Raw genomic sequence first — 15,345 nt, 5'->3', positions numbered from 1 at the left:
CCACCGGCCCGCCGCACCGAACCTCGCCCCGCGGGTACCGGACCCCAACGGAAACCAAGAGGGGCGAGGGCGGGACGGGCACCCTCTCAGCCTGGACCCGAGCGAATACCTCGCAGGTGCGTACGAGAGGAAGACGAACCCGAATGAGTGGACGCCACCGCAAGCCCACCAATACCGGTCGCACTGTGGCCAAGGTTGCCGTCACCGGCGCCATGATCAGCGGTGCGGGTGTAGCCCTCGCCGGTACAGCCAGCGCGGCACCCGACTCCGACTGGGATCGACTCGCGCAGTGTGAAGCCGGCGGCAACTGGGCCATCAACACCGGCAACGGCTATCACGGCGGACTGCAGTTCTCGCAGAGCACCTGGCAGGCCAACGGCGGCGGAGATTACGCGCCGACCGCCAACCAGGCCAGCCGCGAACAGCAGATCGCTGTCGCCGAGAATGTGCTCGCCTCGCAGGGCTGGGGCGCTTGGCCCTCCTGCTCCTCCTCGCTGGGCCTGTCCAGCGGCGCGACCCCGCGCGAAACCCCGGCCGACACTCCGGCCGTGCAGACCGAAACCCCGGGCAGCCAGGCCGCGCCCGGCACCCAGGCCCAGGCTCCGGCCCAGGCACCCACGCAGACCCAGGAGGTCTACACCGCCGTGGATCGTGCGCTCGCCGCCGTTCAGGCGCAGGGTGTTCAGGTCCCGCAGCCCGCACTGGATCTGTTCGAAGCCGTCAAGGCCGGCACCCCGCAGCTCGACCCGGGCCTGCTCAATGTCTTCGAGGCCAACAAGGGCCTGCTGCCCTCCTGACCGGGCACCTCTACTACGAAAGAACCCCGCTCCACCATCAGGTGACGCGGGGTTCTTTCGTTCGTCCGCTCAGCGGTTGATCACTGTGTGCGGGTGCAGGTACGGCAGCTGGTCGGCAGCCACCGGGAACTCGGTGTCCTCGCCGAAGGGCGAGAGATTACCGGAGCGGGACGACGACAGCTCGGTGACCGCGTGCTCACCGTCGGCCACCTCGGGCCAGCCGTTGTCGATATAGGGTTTCTTCGATTTGTTCACCACCCTCTCATTCTGGCATGGCCTCGCCGCGGTACCGCATGTCAACCGCCTCGGCGACACCCGCCGCGGGCTCGGGACCGGCCCGCCGGACCGAGCCGCGTGAGTCGCCGGGCCACGCCCCACCGAACCCGCGGCGCCCGGCTAGTCTGGACCGGATGACCGGCCAAGACTCGTTCACCGCCTGGCTCGGCGCCCGGTCCGACGCACAGCTGGTGGCACTGCTGGAACGTCGGCCCGATCTCGCGGTCCCGTTGCCGGCCTCCATGGCGGTGCTCGCCGCCCGCGCCGAACAGCGCGCTTCGGTACTGCGCGCGGCCGACGATCTCGGCACCGTGCCCTTCGCGGTCGTGGAAATGCTGGCCCTGCATACCGCGGGCGGCGGTGAACCGATGACCCGCACCGAACTCAAACGCGCGCTGCGTGCCCACGCCAAGGCCGCGACGGTGGACGCGGCCGTCACCGAACTGGCCGACCGGGCGCTGCTCTGGTTCGAAGGCGACCGCATCCGTCTCGTACCCGCCGTCGCCGAGGCGCTGCCGTGGCCGTTGGGCAGCGGCGTGGAGACCGCCCCGGCGCTGTCCGAATCGGAGATAGCCGCCGCGCTCACCGATCTTCCCGAGGCCGAACGCGCGCTGTTGGACAAACTCGCCGGGACCGGACCACGCGGACGTACCCGGGATGCCGCCCCGGACGCGCCCGCCGACCGGCCCGTCCCCCGGCTGCTGGCCGCCCGGCTGCTCCGCCGGATCGACGACGAGACGGTGGAGCTACCGGCCGCCGTGGGCCAGCTGCTGCGCGGCGAACCGGTCACCGACCCGTACCGGCTCGCCGAACCCGGGCCCCGGGCGATCCCGCACCCACCGAGCGAAGTCGACGGCGTCGGTGCGGGCGAGGTCGGCGAGCTGCTGCGGCACTGCGCCGCGATCTTGGAAGTGCTGGGTCAGCTGCCCGCGCCGGCACTGCGCGCGGGCGGTCTCGGCGTACGAGAACTGCGCCGGATAGCCAAGGCCGCCGGTATCGATGAGACCCGGGCGGGCCTGCTGGTGGAACTGCTGGCCGCGGCGAAACTGATCGAGAAAGGTTTCCCCGACCCGCCGCCGGAGGCCGATGCCGACGATTTCTGGGCGCCGACCCCGGCCGCGGATTCCTGGCTGGAGGCGCCGTCGGCCCGCCGCTGGGTCCCGCTCGTGCATGCCTGGCTGGAGCTGGACCGCTATCCATGGATGATCGGCCTGCGCGATGCCGCGGATAAACCGCTGGCCGCGCTCGCACACGAACTCCGGGTGCCGTACGCCGTGCGGGACCGGCGGATCGTGCTCGAAGCACTCGCCGAGCAACCACCCGGCACCGAACTCGAACCCGCCGGACTCGCCCGGCTGCTGGCCTGGCGTACCCCGCGGCGCCGTCGGCATTTCCGCCGCGAAGTGGTGGACAACACCCTGTACGAGGCCGCCGGGCTCGGTGTGGTGGGCCGGGGTGCGCTCACCGGAGCGGGCCGGATGCTGCTGACCGATACCCTCGCGGCCGCCGAAGCCGCCCTGGAGGCCGCCCTCCCCGAGCCGGTGGACCATGTGCTGGTCCAGGCCGATCTGACGGTGGTGGCTCCCGGACCGCTGACCGCCGATCTTCAGCGCCGGATCGAATTGGTCGCCGATGTGGAGTCGGCCGGGGCGGCCACCGTCTACCGGATCGGAGAGTCCACCCTGCGCCGCGCGCTCGACGCCGGTCTGACCGCCGCCGAGCTGCACAGCCTGTTCGGCCGGCATTCCCGGACTCCGGTTCCACAGACCCTCACCTATCTGATCGACGATGTGGCGCGGCGGCACGGCCGGTTGCGGGCCGGGATGGCGCAGTCGTTCGTGCGCAGTGAGGACCCGGCCCTGCTGGCGCAGGTCCTGGCCTCCCCGGTGGCCGAGACCTTGGCCCTGCGTGGGATCGCGCCGACGGTGGCGATATCGCAGGCGCCGCTGGGCGAACTGTTCGAAGAACTGCGCCGGGCGGGCTTCGCGCCCGCGGGCGAGGACGCCTCCGGCGCGATCGTGGACCTGCGTCAACGCGGTGCGCGGATCGGTGTGCGGCCGCTGGCCCGGCAACCGTATCGGCCGGCCCCGCCGACATCCGATCAGCTGGAACTGCTGGTCACCGAGCTACGCGCCGGGGAGCGTGCCGCGACCGCCACCTCCGGGCAGGTGGTACGCAGTGACGGGACCCGCACCAGCACGGCCGCCGCCCTGGCCCTGCTCCAGCTCGCCGCGCGGGTGCGGCGGCAGGTGCATATCGGCTATGTCGACGCCAAGGGCACCGCGATCCAGCGGGTCGTCGAACCGGTGCGGGTCGGTAATGGGCAGTTGGACGCGCTGGACCCGGTCACCGGCACGGTCCGGCAGTTCACCCTGCACCGGATCTCGTCGGTGGCGCTGCTCGAATAACCGTGCCGCCGCGGTGCTCAGCCGCGTAGCGATCCCGGGTAGAGGTACTGCTCGGGCGGCGGCGTGGTACCGCGCAGCCAGGCGTCGAAGAAACCGGTGAGATCGGTCGGCGATTTCGACTGGACGAAGGTACGGAAGTCCCGCATCGAGGCATTGCCGTAGGCGTGGAAGGTCACGAATTCACGCAGAGCCGCGAAAAAGACCTCGTCTCCCAGCTGTTTCCGCAAGGCGTGCAAGAACAGCGGCCCTCGGTAATACACCGAGGTGAACATTTTTTCCGGGCCGGGATCCTCCAGTGGAACGGCCCAGAATTTCGGCTCCGCCAGCATCTCCCGGATCGTCTTGCGGTATTCGGCGTCCACATCGGCGCCTTCGGTCCGCTCGGGCCACAGATAGTCGGCGGTATAGCTGGCGATGCATTCGTTGAGGCAGATATCGGACCAGCTGTGCACCGACACCGAATCGCCCCACCACTGGTGGGCGGTCTCGTGCACCACGGTGTTCAGGTCCGCCCAGGCCGCGTAGGTGGGCCGGGTCTGGGTTTCCAGGGAGAACGGAATATCGGCGGACAGGAAGATACCGCCGCCGGCGTCGAACGGGTACGGGCCGTACAGGCCTTCGATGAAATCGAGCACCTGCGGCAGCTTTTCCTCATACTGCCGCAAGCCCTCGGCGCCCGGCGCGAAAGCGCTGAGCAGCGGCATACCGTTCGCGCGGCGCTGCTCCAGGTAGTCGAAACGGTCGATGGCGACAGTGGTGAGATAGCCGATCACCGGATGCCGCTGCTCCCAGCTCACCGTACGGAATCCGTCGCGCACCTCGTCGCGCACCCGAACCCCGCCCGACACCACCTCCCATTCCTCGGGAACGGTCGTGTGCAGTGTGAAGGTCGCCTTGTCCCGGGGGGAATCGTTGAGCGGATACCAGCTGCTCGCCGAATGTGGTTGTCCTGCGGCGAAAACGCCACCGGTGGGTGCGTAGGTCCAGCCCTCGCCGCGGGTATCCGGGGCGGTACCCGCGTACTCGACGGTGACGGTGAAGGGCAGCCCGGGCAGCAGCGGCAGGGCCGGGTGCACCACCAGCTCGTGCGCTTCCTGCCGTTCGAAGCCGGCCGGTGCGTTGTTCACCCGCACGGCGCGCACCGGGGGGCCGCTGTAATCCAGATTGAACGCGGTCAGCGGTTGGGTGGCGGCCGCGTCGATCCGGGTGGATCCGGTGAGCCGGTGATCGGCCGGATCGTAGCCGAGGGTCACGTCGTAGTGCGCGACGTCGTAACCGCCGTTACCGTCCTGCGGAAAGTATGGGTCACCCAGGCCGTCCGATCCCGCCAGTGCCGCGGACGGCGCCTGTGCCGCGGCCGGAACCGGCGCCGGGCTCGCCAGCACAACCACCCCGGCGATCAGCCAGCGGCCGAGCCTCATACGTTTCCACCTTCCGTGATCGAATCGTGTTTCCCGGGTGATCTCGTCCGACGACGTTAGTCGCATTCGGTCTCGGATTCCGGTACCCGGGAAAACGCGGCGCGCGAGCGTTTCCCGACGCCGGATCCACTACACGTCCGGCGGTATCCGGGCCGGATCAGGCGCCGAGCCCCTCCGGGAGCTGAGCCGGGTCGAGCAGCAACCGCTTTGCCGCACTGCGATGGACCTCGTCGGCGCGGGCGAGATTGTCGGTGAGCAGCCGCCATTCGTTCTCGGCGATGGCCGCGCGGGCCCGCTCGATCACCGCGGTATCGGCGGTACCCCAGGCGATCGGCATCGTCTCGACCGGGATCCAGCGCTCGCCGATCGAGCGGGTGGTCCGGTCGCCGCGCACCGCGACGGCCGGAACGCGTTCCCCCTCGACTACCCGATGTCCGGGCAGACGGCGCACCTTCTTGGTGACCAGCGCGTATCGCTGCTCGCCGGAATCGCGGCGAGCCAGATTGACCAGGGCGAGCAGCACCGCGCCGCGGGCCTGGATGCGCGAGACCACCGCCGGCACCAGTTCGCCCTCGGCGTAGAGGCGGTCGATTCCGGCCCGGCGCGGCGCCCACAGCGCCACCCACAGCGCCGTCGCCGCGCTCAGGGCGCAGGCCAGGGCCAGCGGATAGGACCAGGGATGCCCCAGCCACACCAGAGAGGTGGTGGCAGCCGTCGCGGCGACGGCGGCGAGCACCGCGGACAGCCGCACCCGGCGGCGTTCGGCGACTACTTCATTGACCGCGTGGGCGTGCCGGCGGTCCACCGCAAATTCGATGCGTCGCACGTCGCCATTCCTAACACAATTCGTCGAGTTCGGAATGCCCTTATTGTTCGCCGGGTCCGATGGCGGGCCCCAGCAGATCGTCGGCATCCGTTATGCGATAGGCATAACCCTGCTCGGCGAGGAAACGTTGCCGATGCGCGGCATAATCCGCGTCCAGAGTGTCGCGGGCCACCACCGAATAGAAATGGGCCTGACCGCCGTCCTGTTTGGGCCGCAACAGCCGGCCCAGCCGCTGGGCTTCTTCCTGGCGCGACCCGAAGGTGCCGGAGACCTGCACCGCCACCGACGCCTCCGGCAGGTCGATGGAGAAGTTCGCGACCTTGCTGACCACCAGCACCGGGATCTCGCCGCGGCGGAAGGCGTCGAACAGGGCCTCACGCTCCTTGTTCTTCGTCGACCCCTGGATCACCGGTGCGTCCAGGGCGGCGCCCAGTTCTTCCAGCTGGTCCAGATACGCCCCGATGACCAGGGTGGGCGCCCCGCGATGCCGGTCCAGGATGGATTCCACCACCGCGATCTTGGTGTGCGCGGTGGAACAGAGCTTGTAGCGCTCTTCGGGCTCGGCGGTCGCGTAGGTCATCCGCTCGGCATCGGTCAGCGTGACTCTGACCTCGATACATTCGGCCGGGGCGATCCAGCCCTGGGCCTCGATATCCTTCCACGGCGCGTCATAGCGTTTGGGGCCGATCAGCGAGAAGACATCGCCCTCCCGGCCGTCCTCCCGGACCAGGGTCGCGGTAAGACCGAGCCGCCGCCGCGACTGCAGATCTGCCGTCATCCGGAAAACCGGAGCGGGCAGCAGGTGCACCTCGTCGTAGATCACCAGGCCCCAGTCCCGGCTGTCGAAAAGTTCCAGGTGCTTGTACTCACCCTTCGATTTACGGGTGATCACCTGGTAGGTGGCAATGGTGACCGGCCGGACCTCCTTGCGCTCCCCGGAATACTCACCGATCTCCTCGTCGGTGAGCGAGGTACGCGCGAGCAACTCCCGCCGCCACTGGCGGCCGGCGACGGTATTGGTCACCAGGATGAGGGTGGTGGCCTTGGCACGCGCCATCGCGGCCGCACCCACCATCGTCTTGCCCGCCCCGCACGGCAGCACCACCACCCCGGACCCGCCGGCCCAGAAGGAATCGGCGGCCATCTCCTGATAGTCGCGCAACTGCCAGCTCGCGCCGTGGAAGTCCAGGTCGATCGGATGGGCCTCGCCGTCGACATAGCCGGCCAGGTCCTCGGCGGGCCAGCCGATCTTGAGCAACTGCTGTTTGATGTGCCCGCGCTCGGACGGGTGCACCACCACCGTGTCCTCGTCGATGCGCTCGCCGAGCATGGGAGCGATCTTCTTGTGCCGCAGCACCTCGGCGAGTACCGCGCGGTCCAGGCTGACCAGCGTCAATCCGTGTGCCGGATGTTTCACCAGCTGCAATCGCCCGTAACGGGCCATCGTCTCGACGATATCGACCAGCAGCGGCTGGGGCACCGGGAACCGGGAATGCCCGACCAGCGCGTCCACCACCTGCTCCGCGTCGTGCCCGGCGGCCCGCGCGTTCCACAGGGCCAGCGGAGTCACCCGGTAGGTGTGCACATGTTCGGGCGCCCGCTCCAGCTCGGCGAACGGGGCGATCGCCTGGCGCGCCACATCCGCGAGTTCGTGATCGACTTCCAGCAACACTGTTTTATCGCTCTGCACGATCAGCGGCCCGTCTGCCACGGACACCTCCTCACCTCGGCTCCGACCCATTGTCCCCGAAACCACCGACAGGGGCGCCGGCGCGGGGCGACCGGCCGGGTCGGCGCCCCGTCCGGCCCGCCGATCCGGCTGCGACAGCCGACCTGGAGGGACCCGGGAGGCGAGTTGCCTCAGCTATCGCTCTTCAACGTGTCACCGACCGCGAACCGGCTCGGCTCGACCTCGTGGACCACGACGCGGACCGTCCCGATCGGCGCCTCCAAGGTCTCGGCGACGGTTCTGGCCACCTCACGAATGCAATTCTCGACTTTCTCCGCGGCCCGGCCCTCGACGAGGGTGATCTGAACTATCGGCACGGGGTTCTCCTTCGAACGATCATGGTCGGTGGTCTCGAATCCGGTGACCGAGCTCCTCGGACAACGCCCGCGCGGCGCTCGTGAGCGCGTCGACCACAGCGTCGGCCGGCGGATCCGGCAGATAGTGGATGGAAGCGATCACCGCCAAGGTGCAGACCAGGTCGCCGCCGTGCGCGAACACCGGCGCCGCGACGGCATTTACTCCGCGGAACGTCTCCTCCGGGGCGGATGCCCAACCCTGCCGGCGGGCGGTCGCCACCTGTGCGCGGAACTGCGCCGGATCCAGGATCGTACTCGGCGTGCGATATTCGGGTGCGAGGCGCGACCAGGTGCGCACCTGGTCGGCGGAACCGAACGCCAGGGCCACCTTCCCCTGCGCGACGCTGTTGTAGCCGAATTGCGTCCCCGGGCTCAAGATCACATCGATCGGCGACCCGCCGGGTATGACCTCGGTGACCGTGACGCCGTGGTCGGTGAGTTGCGAGAGCACGATCGTCTGGCCGATCTCGTCACGCAACCGGGTCATGACGGGGCGCGCGAGAGTGAGTATCTCGGCCCGCTTGCCGATGCGCTGCCCGAGCAGCAGCAGACGCCACCCCGGTTCGTAGGCGCGCGTTGCCGAATCCTGGGAGAGGAAACCCGAGTCCCTGAGGCTGCCGAGGTGCCGGTGGATACGGGCTTTGGGTAGACCCAACGCGGCGGCCAGTGCCGTCACCCCCCACGGCTCGCTGCGTTCGAGCACTTTCTCCAGGATCAGCAGTGGAAGAAGGGTCGGCGTCGGCTGGGCGTCCGACGCGGGAACGGCCGGCGCGCGGGGCCCGGTCGCCGGCGGCTCGGGCAGCGCGTCTTCGTTCGCGTTGTCAGGCAACGATCACCCTTTCCATGAGGACTCGGTACTTCTGGGTGTTGATCTTCTCGTTGTCTTCGGGATGGACAAAACGAATCGAGCTCGCGCCTTTGTTCTGTTTGGGCAGCAGGAAGCATCGGACGAAGACGGTGGGACCCTTCTCGGTGGTCGGCGCGAAAACCGGGACAACTCCTTTCTCCGCCCAGGCCGAACCCGGGCCGTGCACCTGCGTCGTGCCCTCGGTCTCGATGGTGATCTCGCCCGACAGGGTGATGCGAACCCCGGGGCCCTGGTGCAGATGGGTCAGGGCGGTACCTCCGGGCGGAAAGGTCACGGTGTCGCACCGCATGAGCCAGGTGTAGCGCTCGTCGATATCGAGGCTCGCGGCCAGCTTCAGCGCGCTGGATGCCTGGGGGGCCGAACGCAGCGTGTGCGCTGTCTCGTCGGAGTCCGCGCCGGCCAGTTCCCATCGCCAGATCGTGGAGTCGACCTCGGTGGCGTGCAGCGCCAGTTCGTCCTCGGCGACGAGGGCGGAGCCTTCGGACAGGTACCGGGTGCAGTCGTCGGAGTGGATATCGAGTCCGCCGGATACGACGTAGATCGAGCGGTTTCCGCGAGGCAGGTAGACCGGCTTGGTGCCGGCGGGCAGGTGGTCCTCGAATAGGAACATCGTGTGTGGCATGGCGGAACCCTTTCGCGAAATCCAAGCTTCGTATCGCTCATCGATACGCATGTACCAATGGTCGCAACAGTACCGGATTTCGTGTTACCGTCGCCACGCCGACGTCACGACAGTCTGAATTCGAGTCTCGCTGATCGATACATGTGGCGCGGTTGCGTTCTCAGAAGGAGATGACCGTGACAGGACCAGCCCCGGAAGCGCGGTGGTACCGCGGAGCCACCAAAGATCAGTGGCGCGCTTTCTGGAGTGCCTACCTCGGATGGGTGCTCGACATCATGGACCTCGTCATCTTCTCGATGGTCCTGACCTACGTGATCTCGGATTTCGGAAGCGACCGGGACACAGCGGGCATGATCGCGTCCTTCACGCTGCTGGCATCCGCGTTCGGCGGCATGATCTTCGGCTATATCGCCGATCGTTTCGGCCGGACCAAGGCCATGGTCGCCAGCATTCTCTGTTATTCGATCGGGACGATGCTCTGCGGCTTCTCGACCGGTATGGGAACGCTCATGGCCGCGCGGGTCATCGTCGGACTCGGTGTCGGCGGGGAATGGGGTGCGGGGACCGCCCTCGTCTCCGAGACCTGGCCCGCGCGCCATCGGGGCAAGGTCCTCGCCTGGGTGCAGAGTGCGTTCGCCACCGGGTACGGGCTCGCGGCATTGATCGCGTTCCTCGTCGTACCCACGCTCGGGTGGCGGTGGGCGTTCTTCATCGGTGTCTTCCCCGCGGTGCTGGCCATCTGGGTGCGGCGGGAGACCAAGGAATCGAAGATCTGGCTCGAGGCGGGCACCCGACTCGGCGCTCTCGCCTCGCTGCGGCAGCTGTTCACGCAGCAACCCAGAGCAGTCGCGGTCTGCCTCTCGTTCACCGCCGCCGCCATGTGCGGGTACTGGGGACTTTTCACCTGGATCCCGAATTACCTCGCCTCACCGGTCGAGGAAGGCGGGCGCGGGATGAACATGCTGTCGTCGACCACCTGGATCATCGTCATGCAGATCGGGGCCGCGGCCGGATTCATCTCCTTCGGCTACGTCGCCGACCGGATCGGCCGGCGGAACGCCTTCATCGTCTACTTCGGCGCGGCCGTGATCTGCATACCGATCTTCCTCACGCTGACCGCTCCCGCCGTCGTTTTCGCTTTCGGCCCGGTGATGGCGTTGTTCGGCACGGGTTTCTACTCCGGATTCGGTCCCACCTTCGCGGAACTCTTCCCCACCGAGATCAGAGCCTTCGCGCAGGGGTTCATCTACAACGCGGGCCGCGCCGCCAGCGCACTGGCCCCGGCCATGGTCGGATTCATGGCGCATTCGGCCGGAGTCGGCGCCGCGATGATGGGTACAGCCCTGTTCTACCTGCTCGCCGCCGCGATCGTCTTCTTCTTCCTGCCCGAGACCCGAGGGCGTGAACTGGAGACCGGGAACCTCGGGCCATCCGACGACCTCGCCCGCTGACCACAGCCCGACGCGGGATAGCCCGAGGCCGGGATCACCGCAGGAAAGGAACTCTTCTCCGCATGAATACAGACAGCACCGGGTGGAATGTCGAGACCGCCGCCGAAGTCCTGCTCCGCGCCGAGCGGACCAGGACCGACCGTAAGCCGGTCACCGAGGACTGGCCCGGTCTCGACGTGGCGACCGCGTACCGGGTGCAGGATGCGTTGATCGCCCGCAAGGTGGCGGCCGGCGAGAAGATCGTCGGGGTGAAACTCGGGCTGACCTCACAGGCCAAGCAGCAGCGGATGGGGATCAGCTCGCCGCTGACCGCATGGTTGACCGACGCGATGGTGCTCGAGGCCGGTACGCCGATTCCTACCGGGGAGCTCATCCACCCCCGGGTGGAGCCAGAGATCGTCTTCGTGCTCGGCGAACGACTCGAAGGTCCCGGGGTCACCGCAGCCACCGCGATGGCCGCCGTCGGGTCCGTCTTCGCGGGCCTGGAAGTGATCGACAGCCGATTCACCGATTTCCGCTTCACCCTGCCCGATGTCCTCGCCGACAACGCGTCCTCGGCTCGATTCGTCGTCGGCGGGGTCGAGCGGAGCCCGGCCGACCTCGATCTCGCACTCGAGGAGTGTGTGCTGCGCGTGGACGGCACTGTGGTCGATTCGGCGACGGGTGCGGCCGTTCAGGGCCATCCGGCCCAGGCGCTCGCGCTCGCCGCGAACGCGCTCGCCGAACGCGGACTGGCGCTCGAAGCCGGATGGATCGTGCTGACCGGCGGGATGACCGATGCCGTCCCCGTCGAGTCCGGTACGCAGATCGCCGCCGAATTCACCCATCTCGGAACGGTGAACGTGACCGGAGCCTGACCCGCGGCACTGTCTTGCACAACCACTTGGTGCGAACTGGACCGAGACACCGCCCGACCGGCAAACCAGTATTGAACCCATGATCGAACTCGCGGCGGCGGCCGGGGTGGCGGTGGCCGCGCTCGGCCTGGTGCTCACCCCCGGCCCGAACATGATGTACCTGGTCTCCCGCACTATTTCGCAGGGCCGGCGCGCCGGAATGATCTCGCTGACCGGGGTCGCCGCCGGTTTCGGCGTCTACCTGACTGCCGCCGCGACCGGGATCACCGCGGTGTTCGCTCTGGTCCCGGCGCTGTACACCGCGTTGAAGGCGGCCGGGGCCGCCTACCTGCTGTGGTTGGCCTGGCAGGCGATCCGGCCGGGCGCGGTCTCGGTTTTCACCCCCGAACCACTCCCCCGGGATCCCGGCCGCAAGCTCTTCACCATGGGGCTGGTGACCAATCTGCTGAACCCGAAGATCGCCGTCATGTACCTGGCGCTGATCCCGCAGTTCGTATCGCCCGGGGCGGGCCCGGTATGGGCCCAGAGTCTGTGCCTCGGGGCGGTGCAGATCACCGTCGCGCTGGTGGTGAACGCACTCATCGTGTGCACCGCCGGCACCGTCGCGGGGTTCTTGAGCGGGCGGCCGCTGTGGTTACGCGTCCAGCGCTTCGTGATGGGTTCGGTGCTGGGGGCGATGGCAGCCCTACTGCTCACCGACCGGACCCGTCCGGTGCCGGCCTGAACGGTCGAGTCAGCGCAACCGGACCCCGCGCAGTTTCGCCGGATCGGCGTGGTCGTAGGCACCCTGGATCACACCATCCACCACGGTGAATCCCATGACCCGCGACGGGAATCCCGGATAGTCGCCGTCACCCGGACGAGCATGGAACAGCACGCCGAGCTGGCCGTTGACCCGGACGAACTCCATATCCTCGGCCCCGAGACCGGCGCCCGGCCGGTCCAGCCCGTAGCGGCGGATGAGGCCGAGGAACAGCCGGGCGACCTTGTCCGGTCCCAGGATCACATTGCGCGCGGTCCGGGTGGTGCCGCCGGAATCGCCGATCATCTTCGCGTCGGGGTGCAGCACCGCCGCGACCGCACGGGCATCACCGGTTTCGAGTGCCACCAGGAGTTTCTGCACGGCCGCCTCGTGCTCGGTGTCGGCGGCGACCGGCGGGGTCTGTTCGCGTACGACCTTGCGCGCCCGGGCAGCCAGCTGGCGGGTCGCGTCCGGGGTGATGTCGAGGATGTTCGCGATTTCGGCGTAGGGCACCTGCAGGCCTTCGTGCAGGACGAAGGCCACGCGTTGCGGCGGCGTGAGCTGATCGAGCACCACCAGGGCGGCCATCCGGAACTCCTGGCGCAGCACCACCGCGGCGAGCGGGTCCGGCCCCGGCACACCGGTCAGCGGACTCACCACCGGTTCGGGAAGCCACTGCCCCACATAACTTTCCCGGCGCACCGCGGCGCTGCGCAACCGGTCCAGGCAGAGCCGGGCGACCACGGTCGTCAACCAGGCGCGCAGATCCTCGATCTCCGACTGCGAGGTGCCGGCCAGCCGCAACCAACTCTCCTGCACCGCGTCCTCGGCATCGGCCACACTGCCGGTCAGCCGGTAGGCCACCGCCAGCAGATGTCCGCGATGGGACTCGAAGAGGTCGGCGAGAAGTGTGGCTACCACCGCGGGAATTCTACGGAGCCCCGCCGCCCGGCCGGGTGGCGACCCGGCGCGCCGGCCCGAGAAATCGGATGCCGAAGGCCTTCGCCGGCTGCCACCATCGCCGCGTGAAGGAGCGCACACTGACCGACGGGACCGTCTGGCTGAGCCGGCCGGTGGAGTCCGATATCGAGTCGATTGTCGAATGCTGCCAGGACCCGGCGATCGCCGAATGGGTGACCGTCCCGGTGCCCTACGCGCGCGCCGACGCCGAGCACTTCGTCCGCACCAGGTCGGCGGAGGGCTGGGCCGATGGCAGTCCGTGCTGGGCGATCCGGCTCGGCGAGCACGGCCGCCTCATCGGGACCGTGGGCCTGGGTGTGCGGCCGCCGGACAGCGGCTCCGCCGAGATCGGTTACTGGCTCGCCGCCGAGTACCGACGCCAGGGCCTGATATCGCGGGCGCTCACGCTGGCGTGCGATTTCGGCTTCGACCCGGACGGGATGGGCCTGGCCCGTATCCATTGGCGGGCTTTTGTCGGTAATCACGCATCCGCCGCCGCGGTCCGCGCCCAGGGCTTCCGTTACGAGGGCCTGGCCCGGCTCGGCAGCGTGTTACGTGGGAGTCGCCGCGACCATTGGATGGCCGCCCGGCTGGACACCGATCCGCCCGGTCCGGCGGACGGCTGGCCGGCCGGGGTCTGATCCGGCCGTCGGGTGGTCGCTGCCGGAGACGCACGGTCGCCGGCCCGGCCGCTCGCGCCGCGGACTCCCGGTCCGTACGGCGCAGCGACCGGATCCTCAACGCCGGCGGCGCCGGGCGACGGCGTCGGCCAGCCGGTTCAGCTGGGCGGCGGTGGTGTCCCAGTCCATGCAGGCGTCGGTGATGGACTGGCCGTAGGTGAGATCGGCGGACCGGCCCAGAGTGAGGTCTTGGCGGCCCTCGACCAGGAAGCTCTCCAGCATCACCCCGACCACACCCGGTTCACCCGCGGCCAGCCGCTCGGCGATATCGGCGACGACGACGGGCTGCCGCCGGTGGTCCTTGTTGCTGTTGCCGTGGCTGGCGTCGACCACGATCCGCTGTGGCAGCTTGGACTTCTCCAGCCGCGCGCAGGCGTCGGCCACCGAGGCCGCGTCGTAGTTGGTGCCGTTGGATCCCCCGCGCAGGATCACATGGCAGTCCTCGTTGCCCGCGGTCTGGATCAGCGCGGCCCGGCCGTCGAGATCGGTACCGGGGAACACATGGCTGGCCGCGGCCGCCCGGACCCCGTCCACGGCGACCTGCACATCGCCGTCGGTCCCGTTCTTGATCCCGACCGGCATGGACAGGGCGCTGCTCAGCTGCCGGTGCACCTGGCTGGCCGCGGTACGGGCGCCGATCGCGCCGTAGGAGACCAGATCCGAGATGTACTGCGGAGTGATGGGATCGAGGAACTCGCAGGCGACCGGCAGGCCCAGCGCGGTGATGTCGAGCAGCAGCTGACGGCCGATACCCAGCCCGGTGTTGACATCGAAGCTGCCGTTGAGATGCGGATCGTTGATCAGCCCTTTCCAGCCCAGCGTGGTACGCGGCTTCTCGAAGTAGACCCGCATGATCAGGTGCAACCGATCGGAGAGTTCCGCCGACGCGGCGGTCAGCCGCCGCGCGTAATCGAGCGCGGCGACCGGGTCGTGCACCGAGCACGGCCCGACGACCACCATCAGGCGGTCGTCGACCCCGTTGAGCACCTCGACGGTGGACTTACGTCCGGCCCGCACGGTGGCGGCGTGCTCGTCGGTGATGGCGTGGACCCGGCGCACTTCGGCCGGCGAGCGCAGCGGGCTCACACTGAGGGTCCGCTGATCGTCCAGATCGGAATGGCGTGCGTCGATATCGACTGCGGTTGTCATCGTGGGTGGTGTCCTTCTCGTTCGGGCCGACCCACGGAAATATTCGCCCGTCGAGCCGGTCGTCATCCGGCTCGGGGAAACTGGTCAGCGCGCGTGGTAGCCGCAGACCGACCCACCCCGGGCCGGCTTGCTAAACCAGAAATACACGCGCTGCACGATTGGTGACGGTACCAGGCGGTTGTCCACGAGGATGGACGCGGGGC

General features: G+C 68.8%; 15 protein-coding genes. 6 read left to right on the top strand and 9 right to left on the bottom strand.

The genetic code is table 11. The features are described 5' to 3' along the window. The first annotated feature begins 143 nt into the window (after positions 1 to 143). Positions 144 to 797 (top strand): transglycosylase family protein, encoded by a 654-nt coding sequence (locus tag ACQPYS_RS02700; RefSeq protein WP_063035508.1) that lies wholly within the window; start codon positions 144 to 146, stop codon positions 795 to 797. Between the two features lie 69 nt (positions 798 to 866). Here ACQPYS_RS02700 and ACQPYS_RS02695 read toward each other — a convergent pair whose 3' ends face one another. Next, a complete protein-coding gene (locus ACQPYS_RS02695; protein WP_039822140.1) occupies positions 867 to 1,055 on the bottom strand; it encodes a hypothetical protein in 189 nt (62 codons plus the stop codon). 152 nt (positions 1,056 to 1,207) lie between these two features. Here ACQPYS_RS02695 and ACQPYS_RS02690 point away from each other — a divergent pair, with 152 nt between their 5' ends. Then, positions 1,208 to 3,481 carry a helicase-associated domain-containing protein gene (locus ACQPYS_RS02690; protein WP_433491602.1) on the top strand — a complete coding sequence of 758 codons (2,274 nt, stop codon included), beginning with the start codon at positions 1,208 to 1,210 and terminating at the stop codon, positions 3,479 to 3,481. 17 nt (positions 3,482 to 3,498) lie between these two features. On the opposite strand, the gene ACQPYS_RS02685 is transcribed toward ACQPYS_RS02690, so the two are convergent. From ACQPYS_RS02685 to ACQPYS_RS02660, 6 genes are all read right to left on the bottom strand, one after another. Beyond that, entirely contained in the window at positions 3,499 to 4,902 is a 1,404-nt protein-coding gene (locus ACQPYS_RS02685; protein ID WP_433491601.1) for a M1 family metallopeptidase, read from the bottom strand. Between the two features lie 157 nt (positions 4,903 to 5,059). After that, positions 5,060 to 5,728, bottom strand: a complete 669-nt coding sequence (locus tag ACQPYS_RS02680) for a DUF3239 domain-containing protein (RefSeq protein ID WP_174551678.1) — start codon at positions 5,726 to 5,728, stop codon at positions 5,060 to 5,062. A gap of 40 nt (positions 5,729 to 5,768) precedes the next feature. Then, entirely contained in the window at positions 5,769 to 7,439 is a 1,671-nt protein-coding gene (locus ACQPYS_RS02675; RefSeq protein ID WP_063035686.1) for a DNA repair helicase XPB, read from the bottom strand. 149 nt (positions 7,440 to 7,588) lie between these two features. Next, a complete protein-coding gene (locus tag ACQPYS_RS02670; RefSeq protein WP_063035505.1) occupies positions 7,589 to 7,774 on the bottom strand; it encodes a tautomerase family protein in 186 nt (61 codons plus the stop codon). A gap of 19 nt (positions 7,775 to 7,793) precedes the next feature. Beyond that, positions 7,794 to 8,642 carry an IclR family transcriptional regulator gene (locus ACQPYS_RS02665; RefSeq protein WP_431941118.1) on the bottom strand — a complete coding sequence of 283 codons (849 nt, stop codon included), beginning with the start codon at positions 8,640 to 8,642 and terminating at the stop codon, positions 7,794 to 7,796. Further along, complete coding sequence (locus ACQPYS_RS02660; RefSeq protein ID WP_063035503.1) at positions 8,635 to 9,303, bottom strand: hypothetical protein; 669 nt, start codon at positions 9,301 to 9,303, stop codon at positions 8,635 to 8,637. Before ACQPYS_RS02660 ends, ACQPYS_RS02665 begins: the two co-directional genes overlap by 8 nt. Positions 9,304 to 9,479: 176 nt before the next feature. Here ACQPYS_RS02660 and ACQPYS_RS02655 point away from each other — a divergent pair, with 176 nt between their 5' ends. The 3 genes from ACQPYS_RS02655 to ACQPYS_RS02645 all read left to right on the top strand — a co-directional run bounded on the left by ACQPYS_RS02655 (position 9,480) and on the right by ACQPYS_RS02645 (position 12,335). Next, positions 9,480 to 10,754 (top strand): MFS transporter, encoded by a 1,275-nt coding sequence (locus ACQPYS_RS02655; RefSeq protein ID WP_218020745.1) that lies wholly within the window; start codon positions 9,480 to 9,482, stop codon positions 10,752 to 10,754. 62 nt (positions 10,755 to 10,816) lie between these two features. Then, positions 10,817 to 11,611, top strand: coding sequence for a 2-keto-4-pentenoate hydratase (locus tag ACQPYS_RS02650; RefSeq protein ID WP_431941117.1), 795 nt, complete (start codon positions 10,817 to 10,819; stop codon positions 11,609 to 11,611). A 79-nt stretch (positions 11,612 to 11,690) separates the two neighbouring features. After that, positions 11,691 to 12,335, top strand: a complete 645-nt coding sequence (locus ACQPYS_RS02645) for a LysE family translocator (protein WP_431941116.1) — start codon at positions 11,691 to 11,693, stop codon at positions 12,333 to 12,335. Positions 12,336 to 12,344: 9 nt separating this feature from the next. On the opposite strand, the gene ACQPYS_RS02640 is transcribed toward ACQPYS_RS02645, so the two are convergent. Continuing rightward, positions 12,345 to 13,274 carry a sigma-70 family RNA polymerase sigma factor gene (locus ACQPYS_RS02640; protein ID WP_433491600.1) on the bottom strand — a complete coding sequence of 310 codons (930 nt, stop codon included), beginning with the start codon at positions 13,272 to 13,274 and terminating at the stop codon, positions 12,345 to 12,347. A 104-nt stretch (positions 13,275 to 13,378) separates the two neighbouring features. Between ACQPYS_RS02640 and ACQPYS_RS02635 the strand changes: the two genes are divergently transcribed. Next, on the top strand, positions 13,379 to 13,954 hold the full coding sequence (locus tag ACQPYS_RS02635) for a GNAT family N-acetyltransferase (RefSeq protein ID WP_433491599.1): 576 nt from the start codon (positions 13,379 to 13,381) through the stop codon (positions 13,952 to 13,954). Between the two features lie 96 nt (positions 13,955 to 14,050). Here ACQPYS_RS02635 and ACQPYS_RS02630 read toward each other — a convergent pair whose 3' ends face one another. After that, positions 14,051 to 15,142 (bottom strand): 3-deoxy-7-phosphoheptulonate synthase, encoded by a 1,092-nt coding sequence (locus tag ACQPYS_RS02630; RefSeq protein ID WP_433491598.1) that lies wholly within the window; start codon positions 15,140 to 15,142, stop codon positions 14,051 to 14,053. Positions 15,143 to 15,345: the final 203 nt, after the last annotated feature.

Source organism: Nocardia grenadensis, assembly GCF_050942415.1.
In the GTDB taxonomy this organism is placed as follows: domain Bacteria; phylum Actinomycetota; class Actinomycetes; order Mycobacteriales; family Mycobacteriaceae; genus Nocardia; species Nocardia grenadensis.
The sequence above is the reverse complement of the archived record's forward strand: the minus strand, read 5'-3'. Positions and strand labels throughout refer to the sequence as shown.

Coding starts and splice junctions, on each gene's coding strand:
- ACQPYS_RS02690 (WP_433491602.1), top strand. CDS start 1,208: ATGACCGGCCAAGACTCGTTCACCGCCTGGCTCGGCGCCCGGTCCGAC.
- ACQPYS_RS02650 (WP_431941117.1), top strand. CDS start 10,817: ATGAATACAGACAGCACCGGGTGGAATGTCGAGACCGCCGCCGAAGTC.
- ACQPYS_RS02645 (WP_431941116.1), top strand. CDS start 11,691: ATGATCGAACTCGCGGCGGCGGCCGGGGTGGCGGTGGCCGCGCTCGGC.
- ACQPYS_RS02630 (WP_433491598.1), bottom strand. CDS start 15,142: ATGACAACCGCAGTCGATATCGACGCACGCCATTCCGATCTGGACGAT.
- ACQPYS_RS02700 (WP_063035508.1), top strand. CDS start 144: ATGAGTGGACGCCACCGCAAGCCCACCAATACCGGTCGCACTGTGGCC.
- ACQPYS_RS02685 (WP_433491601.1), bottom strand. CDS start 4,902: ATGAGGCTCGGCCGCTGGCTGATCGCCGGGGTGGTTGTGCTGGCGAGC.
- ACQPYS_RS02660 (WP_063035503.1), bottom strand. CDS start 9,303: ATGCCACACACGATGTTCCTATTCGAGGACCACCTGCCCGCCGGCACC.